This is a genomic window from Pseudomonas sp. ArH3a, from assembly GCF_022648765.1.
GTDB lineage: Bacteria > Pseudomonadota > Gammaproteobacteria > Pseudomonadales > Pseudomonadaceae > Aquipseudomonas.
In genome coordinates, this window is record NZ_CP080330.1 from 2,174,252 (window position 1) to 2,195,205 (window position 20,954).

Genomic DNA, 20,954 nt, shown 5'->3' on the forward strand with positions numbered 1-20,954 from the left:
GTTCTGGTGTGGGTGTTGTTACTGGGAGTGGGGAATGATGGACCGTCTTTCAAGCATGAATGCCTTTGTGATGGCCGCCGAGTTGGGCTCCTACGCCCGCGCCGCCGAGCGCTTGAATATGTCTGCGCAAATGGTGGCCAAGCATGTGGCCGCGCTGGAGCAACGGTTGGGCGCGCGTTTGCTCAACCGCACCACGCGTCGGCAAAGCCTGACGGAGTTGGGGCAGGCGTACTACGAGCGCTGCAAACATATTCTGACGGAGGCCGAGGCTGCCGATTCGCTCGCCCAGATCATGAATGACACGCCGCGCGGCAAGCTGAGAGTCACCGCCCCGGTCACCTTCGGCTCCTACAGCCTGATGCCGCTGATTACCGCGTTTTTGCGCGACAACCCGGACGTGGAAATCGACCTGCACCTGACGGATCGTTTCGTCGACTTGGTGGAGGAAGGCTATGAAGCGGCGTTCCGCATCGGCCCGCTGGCCACCACCGGGTTGACGGCCCGGCCACTGGCGCCTTATCGCCTGGTGGTGTGCGCGGCGCCTGCTTACCTGGCGGCGCGGGGTACGCCGCAGCGTCCGGCGGACCTTGCGCAGCATGAATGCCTGGGCTACGCCTTTTGGTCACGCCCGGCGGACCGCGAATGGGTCTTTCACCAAGGCGCGACGCCTTACAGGGTGCAGGTTGCCAGCCGCCTTCAGATCAATGAAAGCCGGGCGTTGATGTCGGCGGCACTGGATGGCTTCGGCATCGTGCTGGGCCCCGAAGACTTTCTGCGCACGGCCTTGGCCAAGGGCGAGTTGGTGCAGGTGCTGCCGGCATTTGAGGCGCCCAGCCGCCCCATGCACTTGGTCTACACCGCCAACCGGCAGCGAACCGCCAAGTTGCGGCGGTTTGTCGAGGCGGTGCTGGCGCGCTTCGGCCCGGCGTGAGGGCTCACATGTGGAAACCCTGTTTAACCTGCGCATACAGATGCAGGGCCAGTGCATTGCTGCTATCGCACAGCAGGTACAGATGATGCACCGGCAAGGGCGGTAATTCGAACCCTGCAATCACTTGCGTCAGGCCGGTGCCCATGCGGCTTTCCTCGATCAACCCGACCGCCACGCCGCTGCGGATACAGGCCTCGACCGCTGTGGAGTTGGGGCTCTCCAGCAATACCCGGTGGTAAATCCCGTGATCCTTCAGCGCCTGCAACGCCGCCGCACGGTACGGGCAGCCGGCCACCGGCACGGTGATCGGCAGCGCCGCATTCGGCGCGCAACGGAAGCCCTCGGCCGCCACCCACAGCGGCTGCACCGGCCCCAGGCGTTCGCCCTGGGCCAGCGGTTGTGCGCTGACGGTGATGGCCAGGTCGAGTTGGTTGGCCATAAACCTATTCAGCAGTTCACCGCTGGTGCGCGCTTCGACTTCCAGCTCCAGCAGCGGGTTGTCGGCGATCAAACGGGGCAGGAGCGCCTGCATGAACGCCGGAGCGTAGGTGTCGGGAATGCCCAGGCGAATCTTGCCCTGCATGCGCTGTGGCATCAGCGCGATCAGCAGGCGGTCGTGGCTCTTGAGAAACTCGGTGGTTTCGCCCAGAAGCTTCTGGCCGTACAGGGTCAGTTCAACGCCTTGGTTGCTGCGGCTGAACAGGCGCTGGCCAATTTGGTCTTCGAGCTTTTGAATCTGTGTGGTCACGGTCGACGCGCTGCGGTGCACATGCTCGGCCGCCTCGTTGAAGCGCCGAAAGCGCGCGACGGCATGGAAGGTACGCAGCAGATCGATATTCAGTTGTTTGGCCATGATTCCACTATTACGGATTAGTAGAGCTGTTAATTCAAATATACAGAAGCATGCGCGGCCCTTAGCCTTTGCGTCAATGTGCACTGACGGGAGGCTTCATGACGCGATCAACCTTAAAGCGGCTGCTGTTGCAGGTGGCGTTTGTTCTGTCGTGGAGCTCCGGCTATATCGGCGCCAAGTTGGGTACCCAAGGCGGCGGGGCGTTCAACCTGCTGTTCTGGCGCTTCCTGTTGGTCTCGGTGTGCCTGGGGCTGTTTTTGAATGTGAGGTTGTTGAAGGTTTCATGGGCTCAGGTTCGCCATTACGCCGTGATCGGCTTTCTGTCGCAGTTCCTGTACCTGAGTTGCCTGTACGTGGCGATCCAGAATGGCTTGCCGCCGGGCATTGCTGCGATCATTGCGGCGCTGCAGCCGTTGATGACAGCGGCACTGTCGACCGGCAGCGCGGCGGAGCGCAGCGGTGGCTGGCAGTGGCTCGGGCTGTTGATTAGCTTCGGCGGGGTGTCGATCGTGATTGCCGGGCAGTATGGCAGCGGCGGCCAAAGCGTCGGCCTGGTCATGTACCTGTTGCCACTGGCCTCGGCGTTGGGGCTGACACTGGCGACCTTGTATGAGCGCCGCACCGTGCACCGCCAGGACGCAGGCTTGGTGTTGCCGCTGTTTATCCAGTCGCTGCTGACCCTGGTCGGCTTTACCGCTGCGGTGCTTTACACCGACACGCTGAGTATTCCCCACGACCCTGACGTGTTGATCTCGATTGTCTGGCTGACGCTGTTCTCTACATTCGTCGCCTACCTGAGCCTGTGGATGTTGTTACGGGTGATGACGGCTACCCATGTTGCGGCGCTGGTCTATCTGGAGCCGCCGGTAACGTTGGTGTGGGCGGCGCTGATGTTTGGCGATGTGATCGCAGGGTCGACCTACGCCGGCATTGCTGTGGTGGTTGCGGGGTTGCTGCTGGTGCGCCTGAAACGACCGACCGTCGCGTGTGCCTCCTGAGGCCAGCAGGTTCAGCAACCCGACAGATATCACCTGCTAAAAAAGAACCCAAGCCTAAGCAGGAGCGCGGCTCAAACAAGGGGGCATTTTTGATGGGTGTAGGCGTTGGGCGTCGGGGCCCGAGGGTTTTGTATGTGGCTACGTTATGCAGGATTGGTGGCGGCAGTTGTCGCGGCGTCTGAGTTGTGTGCAATCGCGTGTGTTGTATGAGTGCGGGCCGGTGCAACCCATGTTTGTCGGTGCGCCTGAAACGACCGACCGTCGCGTGTGCCTCTTGAGGCCTGCGGGTTCAGCAAGCTGACAGACATCACCTGTTAAAAAAGAACCCAAGCCTAAGCAGGAGCGCGGCTGAAACAAGGGGGCATTTTTTACGGTGCAAGTGTTGGGCGTCAGCGCCCGAGGGTTTTGTATGTGGCTACGTTATGCGGCATTGGCGGCGGTAGTCGTCGCGGCGTCCGGGTGTGTGCAAGAGCGCGTTGTGCATGACCGCAGGCCGGTACAACGTGAGTATGTCGAAGTCGTTGCGCCGCAACCGCCGCCGGTGCAGGTGATCGAAGTCGAACCGGCTACGCGCTACGGCTATGTCTGGTCACGCGGTTACTGGCGTTGGGAAGGCGGGCGATACGTCGCGGTGCACGGCCATTGGGAGCAAGTGCGCGAAGGCTATCGTTATGTGCACCCGCATTGGGTGCAGCGCAATGACGGTTACCACTGGCAGGGCGGTGGCTGGGTTCGCTGAGCCCAGACCAAATAACGTCTAGATCGGCTTCTGGGTGCCTAGAAGCCGAACCTCCCGCAGCAACGCGGCACCGAGCTGATCGGTGCCCAGTTCCTTGTAGCCGACCGCCTTGACCTCGCCGTTCTCTTCCGCCTGGATGATGATCACCGGCGTTTCTTTGCCGGTGGCTTCGTCCACATGCATCGCATACTGGGGGATATCCAGCTTGATCGGCGTACCCGCCGCCTTGCCTTGCACATTGATCAGAAACGCCGCACAGCCTGTGTCGACATCCGTGCTGGTAGCTGAGCGGCCGCTGACGAAGCAACTCTGGGGCAGATCCGGCCAGGTGATGGTGTCGGCGCTGGCCAGGGTGCAGGCCATGCTCAAGGTAGCGAGAAGAAGCGTGCGCACGTGAGTCTGTCTCTCGATCAAGGTTGAACGCGGTTTTTACCAAAGCCTGAACGTCGTCGCAATGCCATGGCTCAGGCCAGCCGTTTCATTCCGGTGGCCTTGGCTGCGTTGAGGTCAAAGGTGGCGGTGTATTCACAGCCTGCTGCATGGGCGCAGCGTTCTATCAGGTAGTCGGCGAAATCGGCTTTGCCTGCCGTGAATCGTCGCAGGGCCTGCCAGATGATTTCGGCATGTTCGACGGTCAATTCACGCGTGCGCAACAGCGTTTCCAAAACATTCACCACATCACTCTTGGCCGACTGGTAGCAGCTTTGTAAAACCCAGACCAGTTCCAGCACGGACACCAGGCTCACAAAGCCCGGTGACAGCGTGGTGAGCGATTCGATCAGCGCCGATGCCTTGGGTGATTGAATGGGATCATCCTGGGTGACATAGCGCACCAGTACGTTGGTATCCAGCCCGATCATCCGGCTTTTGCTCCTTGCGCCGCGATGGCGTGGTTCATGTCTTCAATCGATACGGCGTGGGCAGGCTTGCGGATCAACCCTTTGAGGTCCTGCACGGTTTTGCTCGCCGCGATGATCGAAAATTTGCCATCTTCCGTTTCGACGAATTCAACCCGATCGCCCGTTTCCAGGCCGAGTGCTGTCCGGACTTGGACAGGTATGGTGATTTGCCCTTTTGAGGTCAATGTTGCGGTGGCCATAGCGAAGATCTCCATCGTGATATTCCTTACCCTAAGGTAAGGATTGATGAAGGACAAGATCCGTTGGTCCATAGGTTGCTCTGCTGGTAAGTGGGAACAGGTAAAACCCTAGTTCGAACTGTCTGCTCTCGCACGCCTGCCTCAGCCCCAAAGAGATACAAGCTATGACTGACCGCCGCCGCCTCATCATCCCCGCTGCCATGCAACCCATCGTTGAGCGTGCTGGCTACGTGCCCGCCGTTAAAGTTGGCAACACCTTGTACTGCGCAGGGCAGGTCGGCCGCACACTGGAACTGGCGGTGATAGAAGATCCCGAGGCGCAATTCATCGCCGCCTGGCAGAACCTGCTGCAGGTATTGGAGGAGGGCGGTTGTGGTTTTGAAGACGTGGTCGACATGACCACGTATCACGTCAACATGAGCCAGCACATGGCGGTTTTTCGCGAGGTGAAAAACCGCCTGTTCCCACGTGGCCATTGCGCCTGGACGACCATCGGGGTGTCCGAACTGGCACACCCCGGGTTGCTGGTGGAAATCAAATGTGTGGCGGTGCAACGCTAGTTATTGCACCACTCGGTAACACGGCACATACGCCGCGCCACCCGGCAACTTCATGCGGTGCTGGGCGACAAACGCCTGCAGCAGCTCGTCCAGTGGTTTCATGATCGCCGGGTCGCCGTGGATTTCGTACGGGCCGTGTTGCTCGATCAGGCGAATGCCCTTGTCCTTGACGTTGCCCGCGACGATCCCCGAGAACGCACGGCGCAGGTTGGCGGCGAGTTCATGGGGCGGTAGCGCATGGCTCAGTTGCAAGCTGGCCATGTTTTCGTGGGTCGGGTCGAACGGGCGTTGGAAGCCTTCGTCGATTTTCAGCAGCCAGTTGAAGTGGAACGCGTCGTTGCGCTCGCGGCGGAACTGCTTTACGGCCTTGAGCCCTACGGTCATCTGGCGCGCGACTTCAGCCGGGTCGTCGATGATGATCTGGTAGTGCGCCTGCGCCGCCTCGCCGAGGGTGGCACCGACGAACGCGTGCAGTTGTTGCAGGTACGGCGCGGCGTGTTTCGGCCCGGTGAGGATGACCGGGAACGGCACGTCGCGGTTGTCCGGGTGCATCAGGATGCCCAGCAGGTACAGGAACTCTTCGGCCGTGCCGGCACCGCCCGGGAAGATGATGATGCCGTGGCCGACGCGCACGAAGGCTTCCAGGCGTTTTTCGATGTCGGGCAAGATCACCAGTTCGTTAACGATCGGGTTCGGCGCTTCGGCCGCGATGATGCCCGGCTCGGTCAGGCCCAGGTAGCGCCCGCCGGTAATACGCTGTTTGGCGTGGGAAATGGTCGCACCCTTCATCGGGCCTTTCATCACGCCAGGGCCGCAACCGGTGCACACGTCGAGGCTGCGCAGGCCTAGTTCGTGGCCGACTTTCTTGGTGTATTTGTATTCTTCGGTGTTGATCGAGTGCCCGCCCCAGCACACCACGATTTTCGGCTCGACACCCGGGCGCAACGTACGGGCGTTGCGCAGCAGGTGGAACACGTAGTCGGTGATGCCTTGGGAGTCGCTCAGGTCGATGCGCTGGCTGCCCAGCTCATTCTCGGTGTAGACGATGTCGCGCAGGGCGCTGAACAGCATCTCGCGGGTGCTGGCGATCATTTCGCCATCGACGAAGGCGTCGGCCGGCGCGTTCAACAGTTCCAGGCGCACGCCACGGTCCTGCTGGTGGATACGCACTTCAAAGTCTTGATAGGCGTCGAGGATGGTCTTGGCGTTGTCGATATGCGCGCCGGTGTTGAGGATGGCCAGGGCGCATTGGCGGAACAGGGTGTAGATGCTGCCGGTGCCGGCTTCACTCAGTTGCTGAACTTCACGTTGGGACAGGGTTTCGAGGCTGCCCTTGGGGCTGACGGAGGCATTGATGACTTGACGTTGGGGCATTCTGATTCCTTGAAGGCGCAGCCACCGCACCCGCACAGGGCGGCGATGGCTTGAAAATGGTGAGCGCCGAATTCGGTCGCACGAGACTGTAGTTTGGCCGCCTCTCAGGCAGGGCGCAAACACCGTCCAGCACCATCATGCCGCAGAACTTACTGAATCAGCTTCCAGTTTTTGTAGAAAACCCGACGCAGGGTAAACACCAACCCGGCAAAACCCGCGATCACGGCGTTGAGCACGGAGGGCAACAAGGTTGGCCGCACAATATCAATGAACAGGCAGTAACGTTTTGCGTCGTTTTTGTTGAAGGACGCGTGCATCAGCGTGTCATCGAAGATAAACAGCGGGTCGTCGTGCCAGTAGTGCTTGTGCTTGCCCACCTGGATAAAGACACCGTCGTGGTGAGGCGCCGGCGCCATGTTGTAGAGCACACGGAACATCATGCGCAGCGGGCCGAAGTGGAAGGAGGTCGAGCGGTTTTCGTTGAACACCGAGACGCCGATGGTCTTCACAAACGGCAGTTTCTTGCGCAGTTGCGGGATGTCCAAGGTGGTTTCGATTGGGCGGCCGTACCACTGGAAGAACAACATGCCGCGCTTCTTCTCGGCCATGCGCTCGTCCAGGTAACTGATGATTTCATCTTTGTTGGCCATGGCATCGTCGATGACCTGCTGCAGGTCTTCACGCCAGGCGGGTGGCAGGTCGCGCATGGTGTAGACATGGCGGTTGCGCAGGCTCAACAGGTCAAACAGGGTGTTGAACGGTGCCAATATCCAGGTGTTGCGGCCACTGCCGATGAAGTACTTCTTGATGGTGTTGGCGTCATAGAGGCCGTTACGCAGGAAGTCGTAGACACCGCACACCAGCACCAGGCCGAGGAATACCGCGGTGGTCAGGGGAAAGAGGCAAATAATCAGCAGGACGCCAATGACCCAGGCGACCGACACTGCTTTTTTGCGTAAGGCAGACTTGCTCATGAAACTCAGCTCCAGCTGGACGCCATTCGACAGGTCCGGATCCGTGGCTGCGAGTGGTGGGGGGTAGAAACATGTAGATACAACCCTGCCATGATAAGGCGTTCAGCGACGAATAGGCGTTTTAAATATTACTAAATTGTGAATAAGTTGAACAAATCTTCATATTTAGGGTCGGGCTCAGAATTCTGCGCAGGAAGCTCGGTAGGTGTGTGAACGGTAGCAGGCATGCGCCAAAAAGCGCTGCGCCGATTGGATTTTGTAAACAGAAGATTTACGACTATCGTGACGCTTCGGTTTTTCGGGCGTCATAGACCGGTACGATTAAGTTGAACGGCCACCATTGGCCTTCGGCACCTTGGAAGAGGCAGAAATTTTATGATCATCAAACCGCGGGTTCGTGGCTTTATCTGTGTGACCGCTCACCCTGTTGGCTGTGAAGCGAACGTCAAGGAACAGATCGACTACGTAACCAAGAATGGCGTTATCGAAGGCGGCCCGAAGAAGGTGCTGGTCCTCGGCGCCTCCACCGGTTACGGCCTGGCCGCGCGCATCAGTGCAGCGTTTGGCTGCGGCGCCGACACCCTGGGTGTGTTTTTTGAGAAAGAAGGCGAAGAAGGCAAACTGAGCTCCGCCGGCTGGTACAACAGCGCGGCGTTCGAGAAGTTTGCGGTTGAAAAAGGCCTGTACGCCAAGAGCATCAACGGCGACGCGTTCTCCGACGAGATCAAGCGCCTGACCATCGAAACCATCAAGAAAGACCTGGGCAAGATCGACCTGGTCGTTTACAGCCTGGCCGCGCCACGCCGTACCGACCCGCAAGGCGTGGTGCACACCTCCACCCTCAAGCCGATCGGCAAGGCCGTGACCCTGCGCGGTATCAACACCGACAAAGGCGTTGTGGTCGACACCACGCTTGAGCCTGCCACCCAGGAAGAAATCGACGGCACCGTGAAAGTCATGGGCGGCGAAGACTGGCAGCTGTGGATCGACGCCCTGCGTGACGCCGACGTACTGGCCGAAGGCGCCAAGACCACCGCGTTCACCTACCTCGGTGAAAAGCTGACCCAGGACATCTACTGGAACGGCTCCATCGGCGAAGCCAAGAAAGACCTGGACAAAAAAGTCCTGACCCTGCGCGACAACCTCGCCGCACTCAAGGGCGACGCCCGTGTGTCGGTGCTCAAGGCCGTCGTCACCCAGGCCAGCTCGGCCATCCCGATCATGCCGCTGTACTTGTCGCTGCTGTTCAAAGTGATGAAAGAGCAGGGCACTCACGAAGGTTGCATCGAGCAGGTCTACGGCCTGTTCAAGGACAGCCTGTACGGCAAAGAGCCCAAGCTTGATGCCGACGGCCGCCTGCGTGCCGACCTGGCTGAGCTGGAGCCGAAAGTCCAGGACGCCGTGGCGGCGCTGTGGAACCAGGTGACTGACGACAACGTTAACGAGATCAGCGATTTTGCCGGTTACAAGGCTGAGTTCCTGCGGTTGTTCGGTTTTGAAATCGACGGTGTTGATTACGAAGCGGATGTGAACCCGACCGTTAAGATCAATGGTCTGATCCACGCCTGAAACACGCTCTAAAAATGTAAGAGCTGTTTATGTGGGGGCTGGCTTGCCTGCGATAGCAACACCACGGTGTGTCAGTCACACCGCAGTGTTGCTATCGCAGGCAAGCCAGCTCCCACATTTGTTTGCGTCACGCCTTCCTTTTGGGAACCCTCCCACCCGCCCTCACAATCTGCCAGACTCCACCGGCTATCAAGCCACGCTAACGGAGGATCTGATGACGATTCGTGCAGTAGTTTTTGATTTCGGCGGTGTCCTGTTCGACTGGAACCCGCACCACCTGTACCGCAAGCTGATTGCAGACGATCTTGAGCGGCAACACTTTCTCGACACCATTTGCACCCAGGCCTGGAACACCGAGCAGGACGCCGGCCGCCGCCTGGCCGAAGGCACGCGCCACCTGATTGAGCAATACCCGCAACATCAACCCTTGATCCAGGCCTATTACGATCGCTGGCACGAGATGCTGCGCGGCTCATTGCCGGAAGGCGTGGCGATCCTCGAAGCGTTGCATGCGGCCGATATGCCGCTGTTCGGGCTCACCAACTGGTCCGCTGAAACCTTCCCCTATGCGCTGGCCAACTATCCGTTCCTGCAGCGTTTTCGCGACATCGTGGTGTCGGGCGAGCTGAAGCTGATCAAGCCGGATGCGGCGATCTATCACGCGAGCCTAAGCCAGGTGCGTGCCCATCTGCCGGATATCCAGGCCAGTGAGGTGGTGTTTATTGATGATGTCGCCGGCAATATCGAGGCGGCGGTCGCCCTCGGTTGGCAGGGGATTCACCATGTGTCGGCCGAACGTACAGCGGCGCGCCTGCGCGAGTTGGGTGTGGGCTTCTAGCGCGCCCACTTCTCCATGGCGAAATCCACAAAAGCGCGCAGCTTGGGCAAGCGATAACGGTCTTGGCGGTAGAGCAGGTGCATGGGGCGGCTTGACAGTTGATAGGTGGTCAGCAAGGCCACCAGCTTGCCGCTCTCCAGGTCCGGTTGCACCAGGGCATCGGCCAGCATGATGATGCCCATGCCGTTGACGGCTGCCTGGCGCAAGCCTTGCGAGCTGTTGATGGTCAATGAGCCGGCCACCGGAACCTCCACCTCGCCTTCCTCCCCGGTCATGCGCCAGAGCTTGTCGGTGTCGCGCCAGTTGTCGGTCGCAGGGTAGGCGAACGCCAGGCAATCGTGCTGCCGCAGGTCATCGGGTTTCGAAGGCGTGCCACGTCGCGCCAGGTACGCAGGTGATGCGCAGAGGGTCAGGGTGTAGGCCTGCATGGGCCTGGCGATCAGGCTGGAGGTTTCCAGTTCGCCGAGGCGGATCGCCACGTCGAAGCCGCTGTCGACCAAGTTCATCCGCTCATTGCTCAGCATCACGTGCAGGTCGATCAGTGGGTAGCGCTGGGAAAATTCGCTCAGGGCCGGTGCGAGGCGTTCGGTGCCAAACACCGGCGGTGCGGTGATACGCAGGCTGCCTTTGGGGGTTCCGCTGTGGATCTGCTCCGCCAGTAACTCGGAGTCGGCCACCAGCCCCAGCACTTCCAGGCAACGCTGGTAGTACTGCTCTCCAAACTCGGTGAGGCTCTGCTTGCGCGTGGTGCGCTTGAGCAGGCTGACGCCCAGGCGTTGCTCCAGCGCGCGCAGGTGATTGCCGACCATGGTGGTCGACATCCCGCATTCCTGCGCGGCAGCCGTCATGCTGCCGGTCTCCACCACTTGCACGTACACCGACATTGCCTGGAACAAATCCATTATCAAGCCCTGGTTTAAAGTCATTGCAGGAATGCGCAGTTTATCCAGCTCAGGTGGCTAACGATACTGCACCCATCCCAACGATGCACTGGAGCCTGCCACCATGACCGCCGCCTGCCTGATGACCACGTATCAACCTTTGGCCCTGAGTTTCACCCGTGGCTTGGGCACGCGCCTCTGGGACCAGCAGGGCCGTGAATACCTCGACGCGGTAGCGGGTGTGGCGGTGACCAATGTCGGGCACTCCCACCCAAGGCTGGTGGCGGCGATCAGTGAGCAGGCGGGCCTGCTGCTGCACACGTCCAACCTCTACAGCATTGATTGGCAGCAGCGCCTGGCCCAGCGCCTTACGCAGTTGTCGGGCCTGGACCGCGCCTTCTTCAACAACTCCGGCGCCGAAGCCAACGAGACGGCGCTGAAACTGGCACGGCTGTATGGCTGGAAAAAAGGTATTGAAGAACCGTTGGTGGTGGTGATGGAAAGCGCTTTTCACGGGCGCACCCTCGGCACCATGGCGGCCAGCGATGGCCCCTCGGTGCGCCTGGGCTTCCAGCGTTTGCCGGGGGATTTTCTCAAGGTCGGGTTTGGCGACCTGGCGGCGCTGGACGTCATCACTGAACAATTCGGTACGCGCATTGCGGCCGTGCTGCTGGAACCGATCCAGGGCGAAAGTGGCGTGTTACCCGCGCCGCCCGGCTACCTCAAAGCCCTGCGCGATCACTGCACGCGCCACGGCTGGCTGATGATGCTGGATGAAATCCAGACCGGCATCGGCCGCACTGGCGCCTGGTTTGCGTTTCAGCATGAAGGCATCACCCCGGACGTGATGACCCTGGCCAAAGGCCTCGGCAACGGCGTGCCCATCGGCGCCTGCCTGGCTCGCGCCGCCGTCGCCCAGTTGTTCACGCCGGGCAGCCACGGCAGCACGTTCGGCGGCAACCCGTTGGCCTGCCGTGTGGGTTGCACGGTGCTGGATATTATTGAAGAGCAGGGCTTGCTGCAGAACGCCGCGCACCAGGGCGAACGGCTGCTGGCGCGGTTGCGGGTGGAGTTGAGTGAACACCCGCAGGTGCTGGCGATTCGCGGGCAGGGCTTGATGATTGGTATCGAACTGGCCCGCCCGTATCGCGACTTGGCACAGCGTGCGGCGCACGAGCATGGGCTGCTGATTAACGTGACGCGGGGCAAGGTCATCCGATTGCTGCCGCCGCTGACGCTGGAGGCAAAAGAAGTGGAGATGATCGTAAGGGCCATCACCCGCTTATTGGATTGAAGCCCGATCAAAATGTGGGCGCTGGCTTGCCTGCGATAGCATCACCTCGGTCTGACATTAAGACCGCGGCGCCTGCATCGCAGGCAAGCCAGCTCCCACACAAGCTCACATTTGAACGGCGTGACGTTCAGAGATCTGGGCCATTCAGCCATTCTTGATTCATGGTTTCGGTGTCGCCCAGGTACTCCAGCAACCAACTCATTGCCGGCGACAGCTTGCTCTGCGCCCACGCCACGCACGACGGGCTGGCTGGGAACGGTCGGCTCAATTGCAGCGCCACCAGCTCGCCGCGTTCGATCCACGGCAACACTTGATGCGCCGGCGCCATGCCGACGCACAGGCCATCGCGCAAGCAATCAATCGCCGAGGACCAGTTGGGCACCACCAGCCGGCGTTGGTTATCCAGGGTCCAGGTGTCGCGCTTGGGCAGGTTGCGTGAAGTGTCGGTCATGCACAGCGACGCGAACGGGCGCAGTTGATCGTCACTGAGCAAGCCGTCCATCGCCGCCAATGGATGCTGGGCGCTGACCACACACAGCCAGTTCAGCAGGCCCATGTCGCGAAACGTGAAGTGGCTGGCCACCGGCACCGCACTGGTGGCGCCGATGACGATATCGGTACGGTCGTCGGCGAGGGCGTCCCACACGCCGTTGTACACCTCGTATTCCAGCAGCAATTCCACCTCGGGAAAGCGCCGGTAGAAGTCCAGCACCAGTTGCCGGCAACGCTGGGGCTTGACGATGGAGTCCACGGCCACCTTCAATTGGCCGCTCCAGCCATTCGCCACCTGCTGGCACAAACGCCGGGTGCCGAGCATTTTTTTCATCACGCCACGGGCTTCGTCGATAAACAGGCGCCCGGCGGGGGTTAGCTCCACGTCGCGATGGCGGCGCACAAACAGCGGCACCGCTAGCCATTCCTCAAGCTGGCGCACCGTGTAGCTGATGGCGGAAGGCACGCGGTGCAGCTCCTGAGCGGCGGCGCTGAAGCTGCCATGGCGTGCCACGGCATCGACGACATCCAGCGAGTATTCGGACCACATGGCGGCTGCCTTCAAAAAAATTGATAAGAGTGTCCAATTATTATCGCTTCACACACAAACTGTCAGCTTCATAATGGGCGCCAGTCAGCAAATAGTTTGATGGCAGGTTCAGCAAGGCTTCAATGAAAAATTCTTTTGGTTTCACTTGGTATCTGGCGGGGCTGAGCATGCTCGGTTATCTTGCCATGGACATGTACTTGCCGGCGTTCGGCGCCATGGGCGAGCAATTACACATAAGCCCAGGTGCCGTGGGCGCCAGCTTGAGTATTTTCCTCGCCGGGTTTGCGGTGGGGCAGCTGTTGTGGGGGCCGTTGTCCGACCGCCTGGGGCGCAAGCCGATCCTGCTGACGGGCCTGAGCCTGTTTGTGCTGGGGTGCGCGGGCATGTTCTGGGTCGAAACGGCGCCGCAATTGTTGGCGTTGCGTTTTATCCAGGCGATTGGTGTGTGTTCCGCAGCGGTGAGTTGGCAGGCGCTGGTGATCGACCGCTACCCGGCCGACAAGGCGCACCGTGTGTTCGCCAGCATCATGCCGCTGATGTCGCTTTCACCGGCCCTGGCGCCGTTGCTGGGCGCCATGGTGTTGAATCACTTCGGCTGGCAGGCGATCTTCGCGGTGTTGCTGGGCGTGTCGCTGCTGTTGCTGCTGCCGACGTTGTTCCTGCGCAAGATGCCGAAACGTCGGGCAGAGGAGGGCGAACCTTCGCGCCTCGGTTATGGGCAGTTGCTGACCTCCCGCGTGTTCACCGGCAACGTGATGATCTTCGCCGCCTGTTCGGCCAGTTTCTTCGCCTGGCTGACGGCTTCGCCCTTCATCCTCGGCGATATGGGCTACAGCCCGAATGACATTGGCTTGAGCTATGTGCTGCCGACCTTGGCCTTTTTGGTCGGTGGCTACAGCTGCCGTAGCGCCTTGCAGCATTACCAGGGCAAAACCCTGTTGCCTTGGTTGCTGGTGGCTTATTGCATCAGCATGGTGGCGTTGTACCTGGTCGCCACGTTGACGGTGCCGACCTTGACCACTTTGCTGATCCCGTTCTGCCTGATGGCACTGGTCAACGGTGCGAGCTACCCCATTGTGGTGGCGAATGCGCTGATGCCCTTTGCGGAAAATTCCGGCAAGGCGGCGGCACTGCAAAACACCTTGCAACTGGGGCTGTGCTTTCTCAGCAGCCTGCTGGTGTCGTCGATGATTGATCAGCCGCTGCTGATTACCGTGATCGTGATGCTGGCGACGGCGCCGTTGGCGGTGCTGGGTTACTGGTTGGCGCGGCCGAAGACGGACAATTCGGAGCTCGCAAACGCCTGATCTGATGTGGGAGCTGGCTTGCCTGCGATCGCATCGCCGCGGTGTGGCTGATAAACCGAGGTGCCTGCATCGCAGGCAAGCCAGCTCCCACAGTTGACCCAGTTCTTCAGCTGATTGAGTGGCGACTTTTAGAAGGTCACTTCCATATTCAGCGTAGGCGTTGACGTCCGGGTACCCCGGCCACCGTCCACGCCGAACTTGTTATGCCAGTACTCATAACCCACCCCCAGATACAGGTTCGGCTTCACGCTTTTACCCGGCCGCACCGCCACCATCAGCGCGCTGCGCATCAGCGTTTCCGGCGCGGTGTCACGGCCATGGTAGTCCTCGCCTTTTTCCCCGACATAATTGACAAACCCCTGGAATTTCGCCGCGTGGTTGGCGATGTTGAACGGGCGCATCCACGTCAGGTTGAGCATGTAGGTGTCGTCAAACGTGTGGTTCGACTCTTGCGCGCCGGGGATGCCGGTGTGGTTCCTTTCCTTGTAGTACATCAGGCTCAAATCCAGCACGCCGACGGTGTTGAACTTCAATGTCGGGCCGATCACCAGTGCGCGCTTTTTGGCTGAGGCGAGGTTGTTGTTGCGGTTGGCGTCAAAGCCCAGGGTCAGGGCGTAATCCTTGATCAGCCCGGTGCCGAGCGGCACATCGAATACCCGTGACGCGTACAGCTGGTGCCGGTACACCGCGTAAACCTCACTGCCGCCATGGTCGGTGCCCTTGCGCGGGTCGCGGCTGTCGGACAGAAACACATCGAGGTTCAGAAAGTTGCTGCCGTATTGGTAGCCGCTGGCGTGGGTAAAGCTGTAGATGCGCTTGCTGAAGTCGTCGGGGTTGTTCGGGTTGGTGAAGTGCTGGCCGTAGCGAAATCCCACGCTGTTGTTCATCCATTCCACTGCGACAGCCTCCCCGCCGCCGAGGAGGGTGAGTGCAACGGTTGCGCCCTGTAATGCCTTTTTCATTGTTCTAGGTCCTTTGGCGTTCTGGCTCATGACGGCCGGATTGTTTTTGTAACGCCGATGGAGGGTATCTTGTTCGATTGATTGTATACAACTCTATGGACATCCAGTCCAAACATTGCATACAGTGCTCGCACAACAAAAACAGAGAACCCCTCACCATGACTATCCCGAAGGCGTCACCGCAGCGGCCAGAAGATGAGAATCTTGGCGTCGCCGCCAACATGGCTTACGGCCTGCAGCATGTGCTCACCATGTACGGCGGCATCGTTGCCGTGCCGTTGATCGTCGGCCAGGCGGCCGGGTTGTCGCCGGCGGATATCGGCCTGTTGATCGCCGCGTCGCTGTTTGCCGGTGGTCTGGCCACGCTGCTGCAAACCCTGGGCCTGCCGTTTTTTGGCTGCCAATTGCCGTTGGTGCAGGGCGTGTCGTTTGCCGGTGTGGCAACCATGGTGGCGATTGTCGGCAGTGATGGCGCCGGCGGGGTGCCGGCGATTCTTGGGGCGGTGATGGCCGCGTCGTTGATCGGCCTGTTGATCACGCCGGTGTTCTCTCGGATTACCAAGTTTTTCCCGCCGCTGGTCACCGGTATTGTGATCACCACCATCGGCCTGACCTTAATGCCCGTGGCGGCGCGCTGGGCCATGGGCGGCAATAGCCGCGCAGCGGATTTCGGCAGCATGCCGAACATCGGCCTGGCGGCGCTGACCTTGGTACTGGTGCTGCTGCTGAGCAAGATCGGCAGCGCCACTATTTCGCGGTTGTCGATCCTGCTGGCGATGGTGATTGGCACCGTGATCGCGGTGTTCCTCGGCATGGCGGATTTCTCCGGCGTCGCCCAAGGGCCCATGTTTGGCTTTCCCACGCCTTTCCATTTCGGCATGCCGACCTTCCATGTGGCCGCGATCATTTCCATGTGCATCGTGGTGATGGTGACCTTGGTGGAAACCTCGGCGGACATCCTGGCGGTGGGCGAGATTATCGACACCAAAGTCGACTCCAAACGCCTGGGTAACGGCCTGCGCGCCGACATGCTGTCGAGCATGTTCGCGCCGATTTTCGGTTCATTCACCCAAAGCGCGTTCGCCCAGAACGTCGGTTTGGTGGCGGTGACCGGCGTGAAGAGTCGCTTTGTGGTAGCCACCGGCGGGATGTTCCTGGTGGTGCTCGGCCTGTTGCCCTTTATGGGCCGGGTGATTGCGGCCGTACCAACGTCGGTACTCGGCGGCGCCGGGATTGTGCTGTTCGGCACCGTGGCGGCCAGTGGTATTCGCACGCTGTCGAAGGTGGATTACCGCAACAACATGAACCTGATCATTGTTGCAACGAGCATCGGTTTCGGCATGATCCCCATCGCCGCGCCGAATTTCTACGACCACTTCCCCACTTGGTTTGCGACCATTTTTCATTCGGGCATCAGTTCGTCGGCGATCATGGCGATCCTGCTGAACCTGGGCTTCAACCACTTCACCGCCGGTAACTCGGACCAGCAGTCGGTGTTCGTGGCGGGGACTGAGCGCAGTTTGTGCTTCCACGACGTGGCGGCGTTGCGCGAGGGGGATTACTTCAGCGGCGGTAAGTTGTTTGATGCTGACGGGAAGGAGATTCCGGTGCTGGTGGATGCGCCTAGGAAGGCTGTAAAGCCTGAAACCACCGAAGTCTAACTGTGGGAGCTGGCTTGCCTGCGATGGCATCAACTGGCTATGCCTGATGCACCGAGGTGCCTGCATCGCAGGCAAGCCAGTTCCTACATAAACCCAGTTCCACATTTTGGGTGGTGTTGTTTCAGTTATTACTGCGCATCAAAAGCCTGCCCATTAATGCCGGTACTGTCCGGCCCCATCAGGTACAGGTACACCGGCATGATCTCTTCCGGCGCAGGCCTTTCCATCGGGTTCTCGCCTGGGTAGGCCTGGGCACGCATGCTGGTGCGTGTACCGCCCGGGTTGATGCTGTTGGAGCGCACGGCCGCCACATCCTCAAGCTCATCGGCCAGGGTTTGCATCAAGCCTTCAGTGGCGAATTTCGACACGCCATAAGCGCCCCAGTACGCCCGGCCTTTGCGCCCGACGCTGCTGGAGGTGAACACCACCGACGCATCCTGGGACAGCTTGAGCAGCGGCAGCAAGGTGCTGGTCAGCATGAACATCGCGTTGACGTTGACGTGCATCACCCGCATGAAATTCTCACCGGACAACTGCTCGATCGGCGTGCGTGGGCCGATGATCGAGGCGTTGTGCAGCAGGCCGTCGAGGCGGCCGAATTCTTTTTCGATCATCGCGGCCAGCTCATCGTATTGATGGGGCAGGGCGGTCTCCAGGTTGAACGGAATCACCACCGGTTGCGGCTGGCCGGCCGCTTCGATCTCGTCGTACACCTGGGCCAGGTTGGCTTCGGTCTTACCCAGCAACAGCACGGTGGCGCCATGGGCGGCATAGGTTTTCGCCGCCGCCGCGCCAATCCCGCGACCGGCACCGGTCACCAGGATCACGCGGCCTTTGAGCAGTTCTGGACGTGCGCAGTAATCAAACATAAATAGCCTCGACAGAATTCAAGCTGATACAGCTCTTGAAGTGGAATCCATTTCAGGTGGGAGCTGGCTTGCCTGCGATAGCGGTCTGCCAGCCAGCACCTGTGGCGACAGGTGCTCCGCCATCGCAGGCAAGCCAGCTCCCACATTGATCTCAGTGTTGGTGAGATCTGCGAACACTCAGCAACTGCACAGTGCGTTATCCAGCACCTTGCGCAGTTCCAGCGGGTGATCCACCACCACATCGGCGCCCCAGTTGCGTGGGTTGTCGTCCGGGTGGATGTAGCCGAACGTGACTGCTGCGGTGCGGGTGCCGGCGTCGCGGCCGGATTCGATGTCGCGCAGGTCATCGCCCACGAACAGCACGCTGGCCGGGTCCAGGTCGAGCATCTTGCACGCCAGGATCAACGGCTCAGGGTCCGGCTTGCTGTTCTTCACGTGGTCCGGGCAGATCAACAGCGCCGAACGCTCGGCCAGGCCCAGCTGCTGCATGATCGGCTCGGCAAAGCGCAGCGGCTTGTTGGTGACCACGCCCCACACCAGCTTGGATTTTTCGATGTCTTCCAGCAGCTCGGCCATGCCGTCGAACAGTTTGCTGTGGACCGCGCAGCCCTTGAGGTAGCGCTCCAGGAATTCCAGGCGCAGTTCTTCAAAGCCTGGGGATTCCGGGTCCATCGAGAAGGTCACGGCAACCATCGCCCGCGCACCACCGGAGATTTCATCGCGGATGTGCTGGTCGTTGATCGGCGCCAGGCCGCGATCGGCGCGCATCGCCTGGCAGATCGCGATGAAGTCCGGCGCGGTGTCCAGCAAGGTACCGTCCATATCGAAGAGAACCGCTCGCAACTTCACAGGCTTACTCCTCGCGCAGGGTCTGGATCATGTAGTTGACGTCAACGTCGCTGGCCAGCTTGTAGTGCTTGGTCAGCGGGTTGTAGGTCAGGCCGATGATGTCTTTGACGGTCAGCCCGGCCTGACGGCTCCAGGCGCCCAGTTCGGAAGGGCGGATGAATTTCTTGAAGTCGTGGGTGCCACGCGGCAGCAGCTTCATGATGTATTCGGCGCCGATGATCGCGAACAGGTAGGCCTTGGGGTTGCGGTTGATGGTGGAGAAGAACACCTGGCCGCCCGGCTTGACCATGCGGAAGCAGGCGCGGATCACTGAGGACGGGTCCGGTACGTGCTCGAGCATCTCAAGGCAGGTGATCACGTCGAACTGCTCAGGCATTTCTTCGGCCAGGGCTTCGGCGGTGATCTGGCGGTATTCCACGCTCACACCGGACTCCAGCTGGTGCAACTGGGCCACGGCCAGCGGGGCTTCGCCCATGTCGATACCCATTACCGTGGCGCCACGCTGGGCCATCGCTTCGCTGAGGATGCCGCCGCCGCAACCAACGTCGAGTACTTTTTTGCCCGCGAGGTTGACGCGTTCGTCAATCCAGTTGACCCGCAGCGGGTTGATGTCGTGCAGCGGTTTGAACTCGCTTTCACGGTCCCACCAGCGGTGGGCCAGGGCTTCGAATTTGGCGATTTCGGCGTGGTCGACGTTGCTCATGGTGAATCCTCTAAATCTGATAAATCGGTTTGCAGATGTTCAAGCGTAGGTTCAAACCCTGCGTTATTCGCTGTGCCCGCTGATGCGCTGGCCCCAGGCAATGGCCGTGGCGGTCAACTGTTGTTCATCCATGCGGGTCAATTGCCGGTCGTCGAGCAACTGCTTGCCGGCGACCCAAAGGTGTTTCACACAATCGCGTCCGGTGGCATATATAAGCTGTGAGACCGGATCGTAGATCGGTTGTTGCGCCAGCCCTGAAAGATCAAAGGCCACGATATCGGCGGCCTTGCCGACCTCCAGCGAGCCTATCTCGCTTTCCAGGCCCATGGCCCGTGCGCCGTTGAGCGTGGCCATACGCAGGGCACGGTGGGCATCCAGGGCGGTGGCCGAGCCGGCGACGGCCTTGGCCAGCATCGCGGCGGTACGGGTTTCGCCCAACAGGTCCAGGTCATTGTTGCTGGCGGCGCCGTCGGTGCCGATCGCCACATTGACGCCAGCCTGCCACAGACGCTCCACCGGGCAAAAGCCGCTGGCCAGTTTCAGGTTCGATTCCGGGCAATGGATGATGCTGGTGTTGCTTTCTACCAGCAAAGCCAGGTCGTCCTCGCTGATTTGGGTCATATGAACGGCCTGGAAGCGCGGGCCGAGCAAGCCGAGGCGGCCCAAGCGCGCCAAGGGGCGTTCACCGGTCTGCTCGACGGCTTGCTGCACTTCAAAAGCGGTTTCATGCACGTGCATGTGGATGGCCGCGTCCAGCTCCTCGGCGATGATGCGGATCTTCTCCAGGTTCTCATCGCACACGGTGTAGGGCGCGTGCGGGCCGAAGGTGATCTTGATACGTGGGTGGTGCTTGAGGTCGCCGAACAGCTCGACACCCTGGCGAATCGCCTCATCGGCCGTGCTGGCGCCGGGAATCGGGAAGTCGAGGATCGGAATCGCGATCTGCGCGCGCATGCCGCTGTTGTGTACGCAGTCGCTGGCGACCTTGGGGTAGAAATACATGTCGGAAAAGCACGTGATGCCGCCCTTGAGCTGCTCGGCGATAGCCAGGTCGGTGCCGTCGCGCACGAAGGCTTCATCGACCCACTTGGCCTCGGCGGGCCAGATGTGCTTTTCCAGCCAGGTCATCAGCGGCAAATCATCGGCCAGCCCGCGGAACAGGCTCATCGCCGCATGGCCGTGGGCATTGATCAGACCGGGGCTGAGCAGCATGCCCGGCAGCTCGCGCACTTCGGTGGCCGAAAGCTTCAGCGCGGCGGCCCGTGGCCCGATAAAGGCGATGCGCCCATCGCGAATGCCCAGGCCGTATTCCTTGAACACCACGCCGGCAGGTTCGACAGGTACCAGCCAGGTGGGCAGCAGCAACACGTCGAGCGGGGCGGCAGTGGAGGTCATCGCAGGCTTCTTCCCGGGCAGCTATAAAAGAAGGGCGAAGTATACCCGAGCGTCCA

General features: G+C 60.6%; 22 protein-coding genes. 9 read left to right on the forward strand and 13 right to left on the reverse strand.

The genetic code is table 11. The features are described from left to right. The first annotated feature begins 34 nt into the window (after positions 1 to 34). A complete protein-coding gene (locus K0P33_RS09875; protein WP_094952872.1) occupies positions 35 to 931 on the forward strand; it encodes a LysR family transcriptional regulator in 897 nt (298 codons plus the stop codon). 4 nt (positions 932 to 935) lie between these two features. Here the strand turns inward: K0P33_RS09875 and K0P33_RS09880 are convergent, their stop codons facing one another. After that, positions 936 to 1,784: a LysR substrate-binding domain-containing protein gene (locus tag K0P33_RS09880; RefSeq protein WP_242155050.1), complete on the reverse strand. Its 849-nt coding sequence runs from the start codon at positions 1,782 to 1,784 to the stop codon at positions 936 to 938. A gap of 98 nt (positions 1,785 to 1,882) precedes the next feature. On the opposite strand from K0P33_RS09880, the gene K0P33_RS09885 reads away from it, so the two are divergent. Beyond that, positions 1,883 to 2,782, forward strand: coding sequence for a DMT family transporter (locus K0P33_RS09885; RefSeq protein WP_094952870.1), 900 nt, complete (start codon positions 1,883 to 1,885; stop codon positions 2,780 to 2,782). 409 nt (positions 2,783 to 3,191) lie between these two features. Then, positions 3,192 to 3,521 carry a YXWGXW repeat-containing protein gene (locus tag K0P33_RS09890; RefSeq protein WP_094952869.1) on the forward strand — a complete coding sequence of 110 codons (330 nt, stop codon included), beginning with the start codon at positions 3,192 to 3,194 and terminating at the stop codon, positions 3,519 to 3,521. 18 nt (positions 3,522 to 3,539) lie between these two features. On the opposite strand, the gene K0P33_RS09895 is transcribed toward K0P33_RS09890, so the two are convergent. The 3 genes from K0P33_RS09895 to K0P33_RS09905 form a co-directional block, all read right to left on the reverse strand. Beyond that, complete coding sequence (locus K0P33_RS09895) at positions 3,540 to 3,914, reverse strand: hypothetical protein (protein WP_242155052.1); 375 nt, start codon at positions 3,912 to 3,914, stop codon at positions 3,540 to 3,542. Positions 3,915 to 3,985: 71 nt separating this feature from the next. After that, complete coding sequence (locus tag K0P33_RS09900; RefSeq protein WP_094952867.1) at positions 3,986 to 4,381, reverse strand: type II toxin-antitoxin system VapC family toxin; 396 nt, start codon at positions 4,379 to 4,381, stop codon at positions 3,986 to 3,988. Then, on the reverse strand, positions 4,378 to 4,635 hold the full coding sequence (locus K0P33_RS09905; protein WP_242155054.1) for an AbrB/MazE/SpoVT family DNA-binding domain-containing protein: 258 nt from the start codon (positions 4,633 to 4,635) through the stop codon (positions 4,378 to 4,380). The genes K0P33_RS09900 and K0P33_RS09905 overlap by 4 nt, the downstream gene beginning before the upstream one ends. A gap of 149 nt (positions 4,636 to 4,784) precedes the next feature. Between K0P33_RS09905 and K0P33_RS09910 the strand changes: the two genes are divergently transcribed. After that, entirely contained in the window at positions 4,785 to 5,180 is a 396-nt protein-coding gene (locus tag K0P33_RS09910) for a RidA family protein (RefSeq protein WP_094952865.1), read from the forward strand. Here K0P33_RS09910 and ppnN read toward each other — a convergent pair whose 3' ends face one another. Next, on the reverse strand, positions 5,181 to 6,554 hold the full coding sequence (ppnN, locus tag K0P33_RS09915; protein WP_094952864.1) for a nucleotide 5'-monophosphate nucleosidase PpnN: 1,374 nt from the start codon (positions 6,552 to 6,554) through the stop codon (positions 5,181 to 5,183). It lies immediately after the preceding gene. A gap of 149 nt (positions 6,555 to 6,703) precedes the next feature. Continuing rightward, positions 6,704 to 7,528, reverse strand: coding sequence for an aspartyl/asparaginyl beta-hydroxylase domain-containing protein (locus K0P33_RS09920; protein ID WP_094952863.1), 825 nt, complete (start codon positions 7,526 to 7,528; stop codon positions 6,704 to 6,706). Positions 7,529 to 7,903: 375 nt separating this feature from the next. On the opposite strand from K0P33_RS09920, the gene fabV reads away from it, so the two are divergent. Together fabV and K0P33_RS09930 are read left to right on the forward strand one after the other, a co-directional pair. Further along, positions 7,904 to 9,097, forward strand: coding sequence for an enoyl-ACP reductase FabV (gene fabV / locus K0P33_RS09925; protein WP_094952862.1), 1,194 nt, complete (start codon positions 7,904 to 7,906; stop codon positions 9,095 to 9,097). A gap of 214 nt (positions 9,098 to 9,311) precedes the next feature. Further along, positions 9,312 to 9,935: an HAD family phosphatase gene (locus K0P33_RS09930; RefSeq protein WP_094952861.1), complete on the forward strand. Its 624-nt coding sequence runs from the start codon at positions 9,312 to 9,314 to the stop codon at positions 9,933 to 9,935. Here K0P33_RS09930 and K0P33_RS09935 read toward each other — a convergent pair. Then, positions 9,932 to 10,837: a LysR family transcriptional regulator gene (locus tag K0P33_RS09935; protein ID WP_242155056.1), complete on the reverse strand. Its 906-nt coding sequence runs from the start codon at positions 10,835 to 10,837 to the stop codon at positions 9,932 to 9,934. The genes K0P33_RS09930 and K0P33_RS09935 overlap by 4 nt on opposite strands. Positions 10,838 to 10,940: 103 nt before the next feature. On the opposite strand from K0P33_RS09935, the gene K0P33_RS09940 reads away from it, so the two are divergent. After that, entirely contained in the window at positions 10,941 to 12,110 is a 1,170-nt protein-coding gene (locus K0P33_RS09940) for an aspartate aminotransferase family protein (protein ID WP_242155058.1), read from the forward strand. A 127-nt stretch (positions 12,111 to 12,237) separates the two neighbouring features. Here K0P33_RS09940 and punR read toward each other — a convergent pair whose 3' ends face one another. Further along, positions 12,238 to 13,152, reverse strand: coding sequence for a DNA-binding transcriptional activator PunR (gene punR, locus K0P33_RS09945; RefSeq protein WP_242155059.1), 915 nt, complete (start codon positions 13,150 to 13,152; stop codon positions 12,238 to 12,240). Positions 13,153 to 13,274: 122 nt separating this feature from the next. Between punR and punC the strand changes: the two genes are divergently transcribed. Next, positions 13,275 to 14,459: a purine nucleoside transporter PunC gene (gene punC / locus K0P33_RS09950; protein WP_242155060.1), complete on the forward strand. Its 1,185-nt coding sequence runs from the start codon at positions 13,275 to 13,277 to the stop codon at positions 14,457 to 14,459. A 128-nt stretch (positions 14,460 to 14,587) separates the two neighbouring features. Here the strand turns inward: punC and K0P33_RS09955 are convergent, their stop codons facing one another. Then, positions 14,588 to 15,421 (reverse strand): nucleoside-binding protein, encoded by an 834-nt coding sequence (locus K0P33_RS09955; protein WP_242155061.1) that lies wholly within the window; start codon positions 15,419 to 15,421, stop codon positions 14,588 to 14,590. A 158-nt stretch (positions 15,422 to 15,579) separates the two neighbouring features. On the opposite strand from K0P33_RS09955, the gene K0P33_RS09960 reads away from it, so the two are divergent. Beyond that, a complete protein-coding gene (locus K0P33_RS09960; RefSeq protein WP_094952934.1) occupies positions 15,580 to 17,082 on the forward strand; it encodes a nucleobase:cation symporter-2 family protein in 1,503 nt (500 codons plus the stop codon). Positions 17,083 to 17,210: 128 nt separating this feature from the next. Here K0P33_RS09960 and K0P33_RS09965 read toward each other — a convergent pair whose 3' ends face one another. The 4 genes from K0P33_RS09965 to K0P33_RS09980 form a co-directional block, all read right to left on the reverse strand. Beyond that, the gene (locus K0P33_RS09965; protein ID WP_094952920.1) at positions 17,211 to 17,951 is read right to left on the reverse strand and encodes a YciK family oxidoreductase; all 741 of its coding nucleotides are present in this window, start codon (positions 17,949 to 17,951) and stop codon (positions 17,211 to 17,213) included. A 177-nt stretch (positions 17,952 to 18,128) separates the two neighbouring features. Beyond that, on the reverse strand, positions 18,129 to 18,800 hold the full coding sequence (gene mupP, locus K0P33_RS09970) for an N-acetylmuramic acid 6-phosphate phosphatase MupP (RefSeq protein WP_094952921.1): 672 nt from the start codon (positions 18,798 to 18,800) through the stop codon (positions 18,129 to 18,131). Positions 18,801 to 18,804: 4 nt separating this feature from the next. Beyond that, on the reverse strand, positions 18,805 to 19,503 hold the full coding sequence (gene ubiG / locus K0P33_RS09975) for a bifunctional 2-polyprenyl-6-hydroxyphenol methylase/3-demethylubiquinol 3-O-methyltransferase UbiG (protein WP_064451482.1): 699 nt from the start codon (positions 19,501 to 19,503) through the stop codon (positions 18,805 to 18,807). Positions 19,504 to 19,566: 63 nt separating this feature from the next. Next, positions 19,567 to 20,898, reverse strand: coding sequence for a TRZ/ATZ family hydrolase (locus tag K0P33_RS09980; protein ID WP_242155062.1), 1,332 nt, complete (start codon positions 20,896 to 20,898; stop codon positions 19,567 to 19,569). Between the last annotated feature and the right edge of the window lie 56 nt (positions 20,899 to 20,954).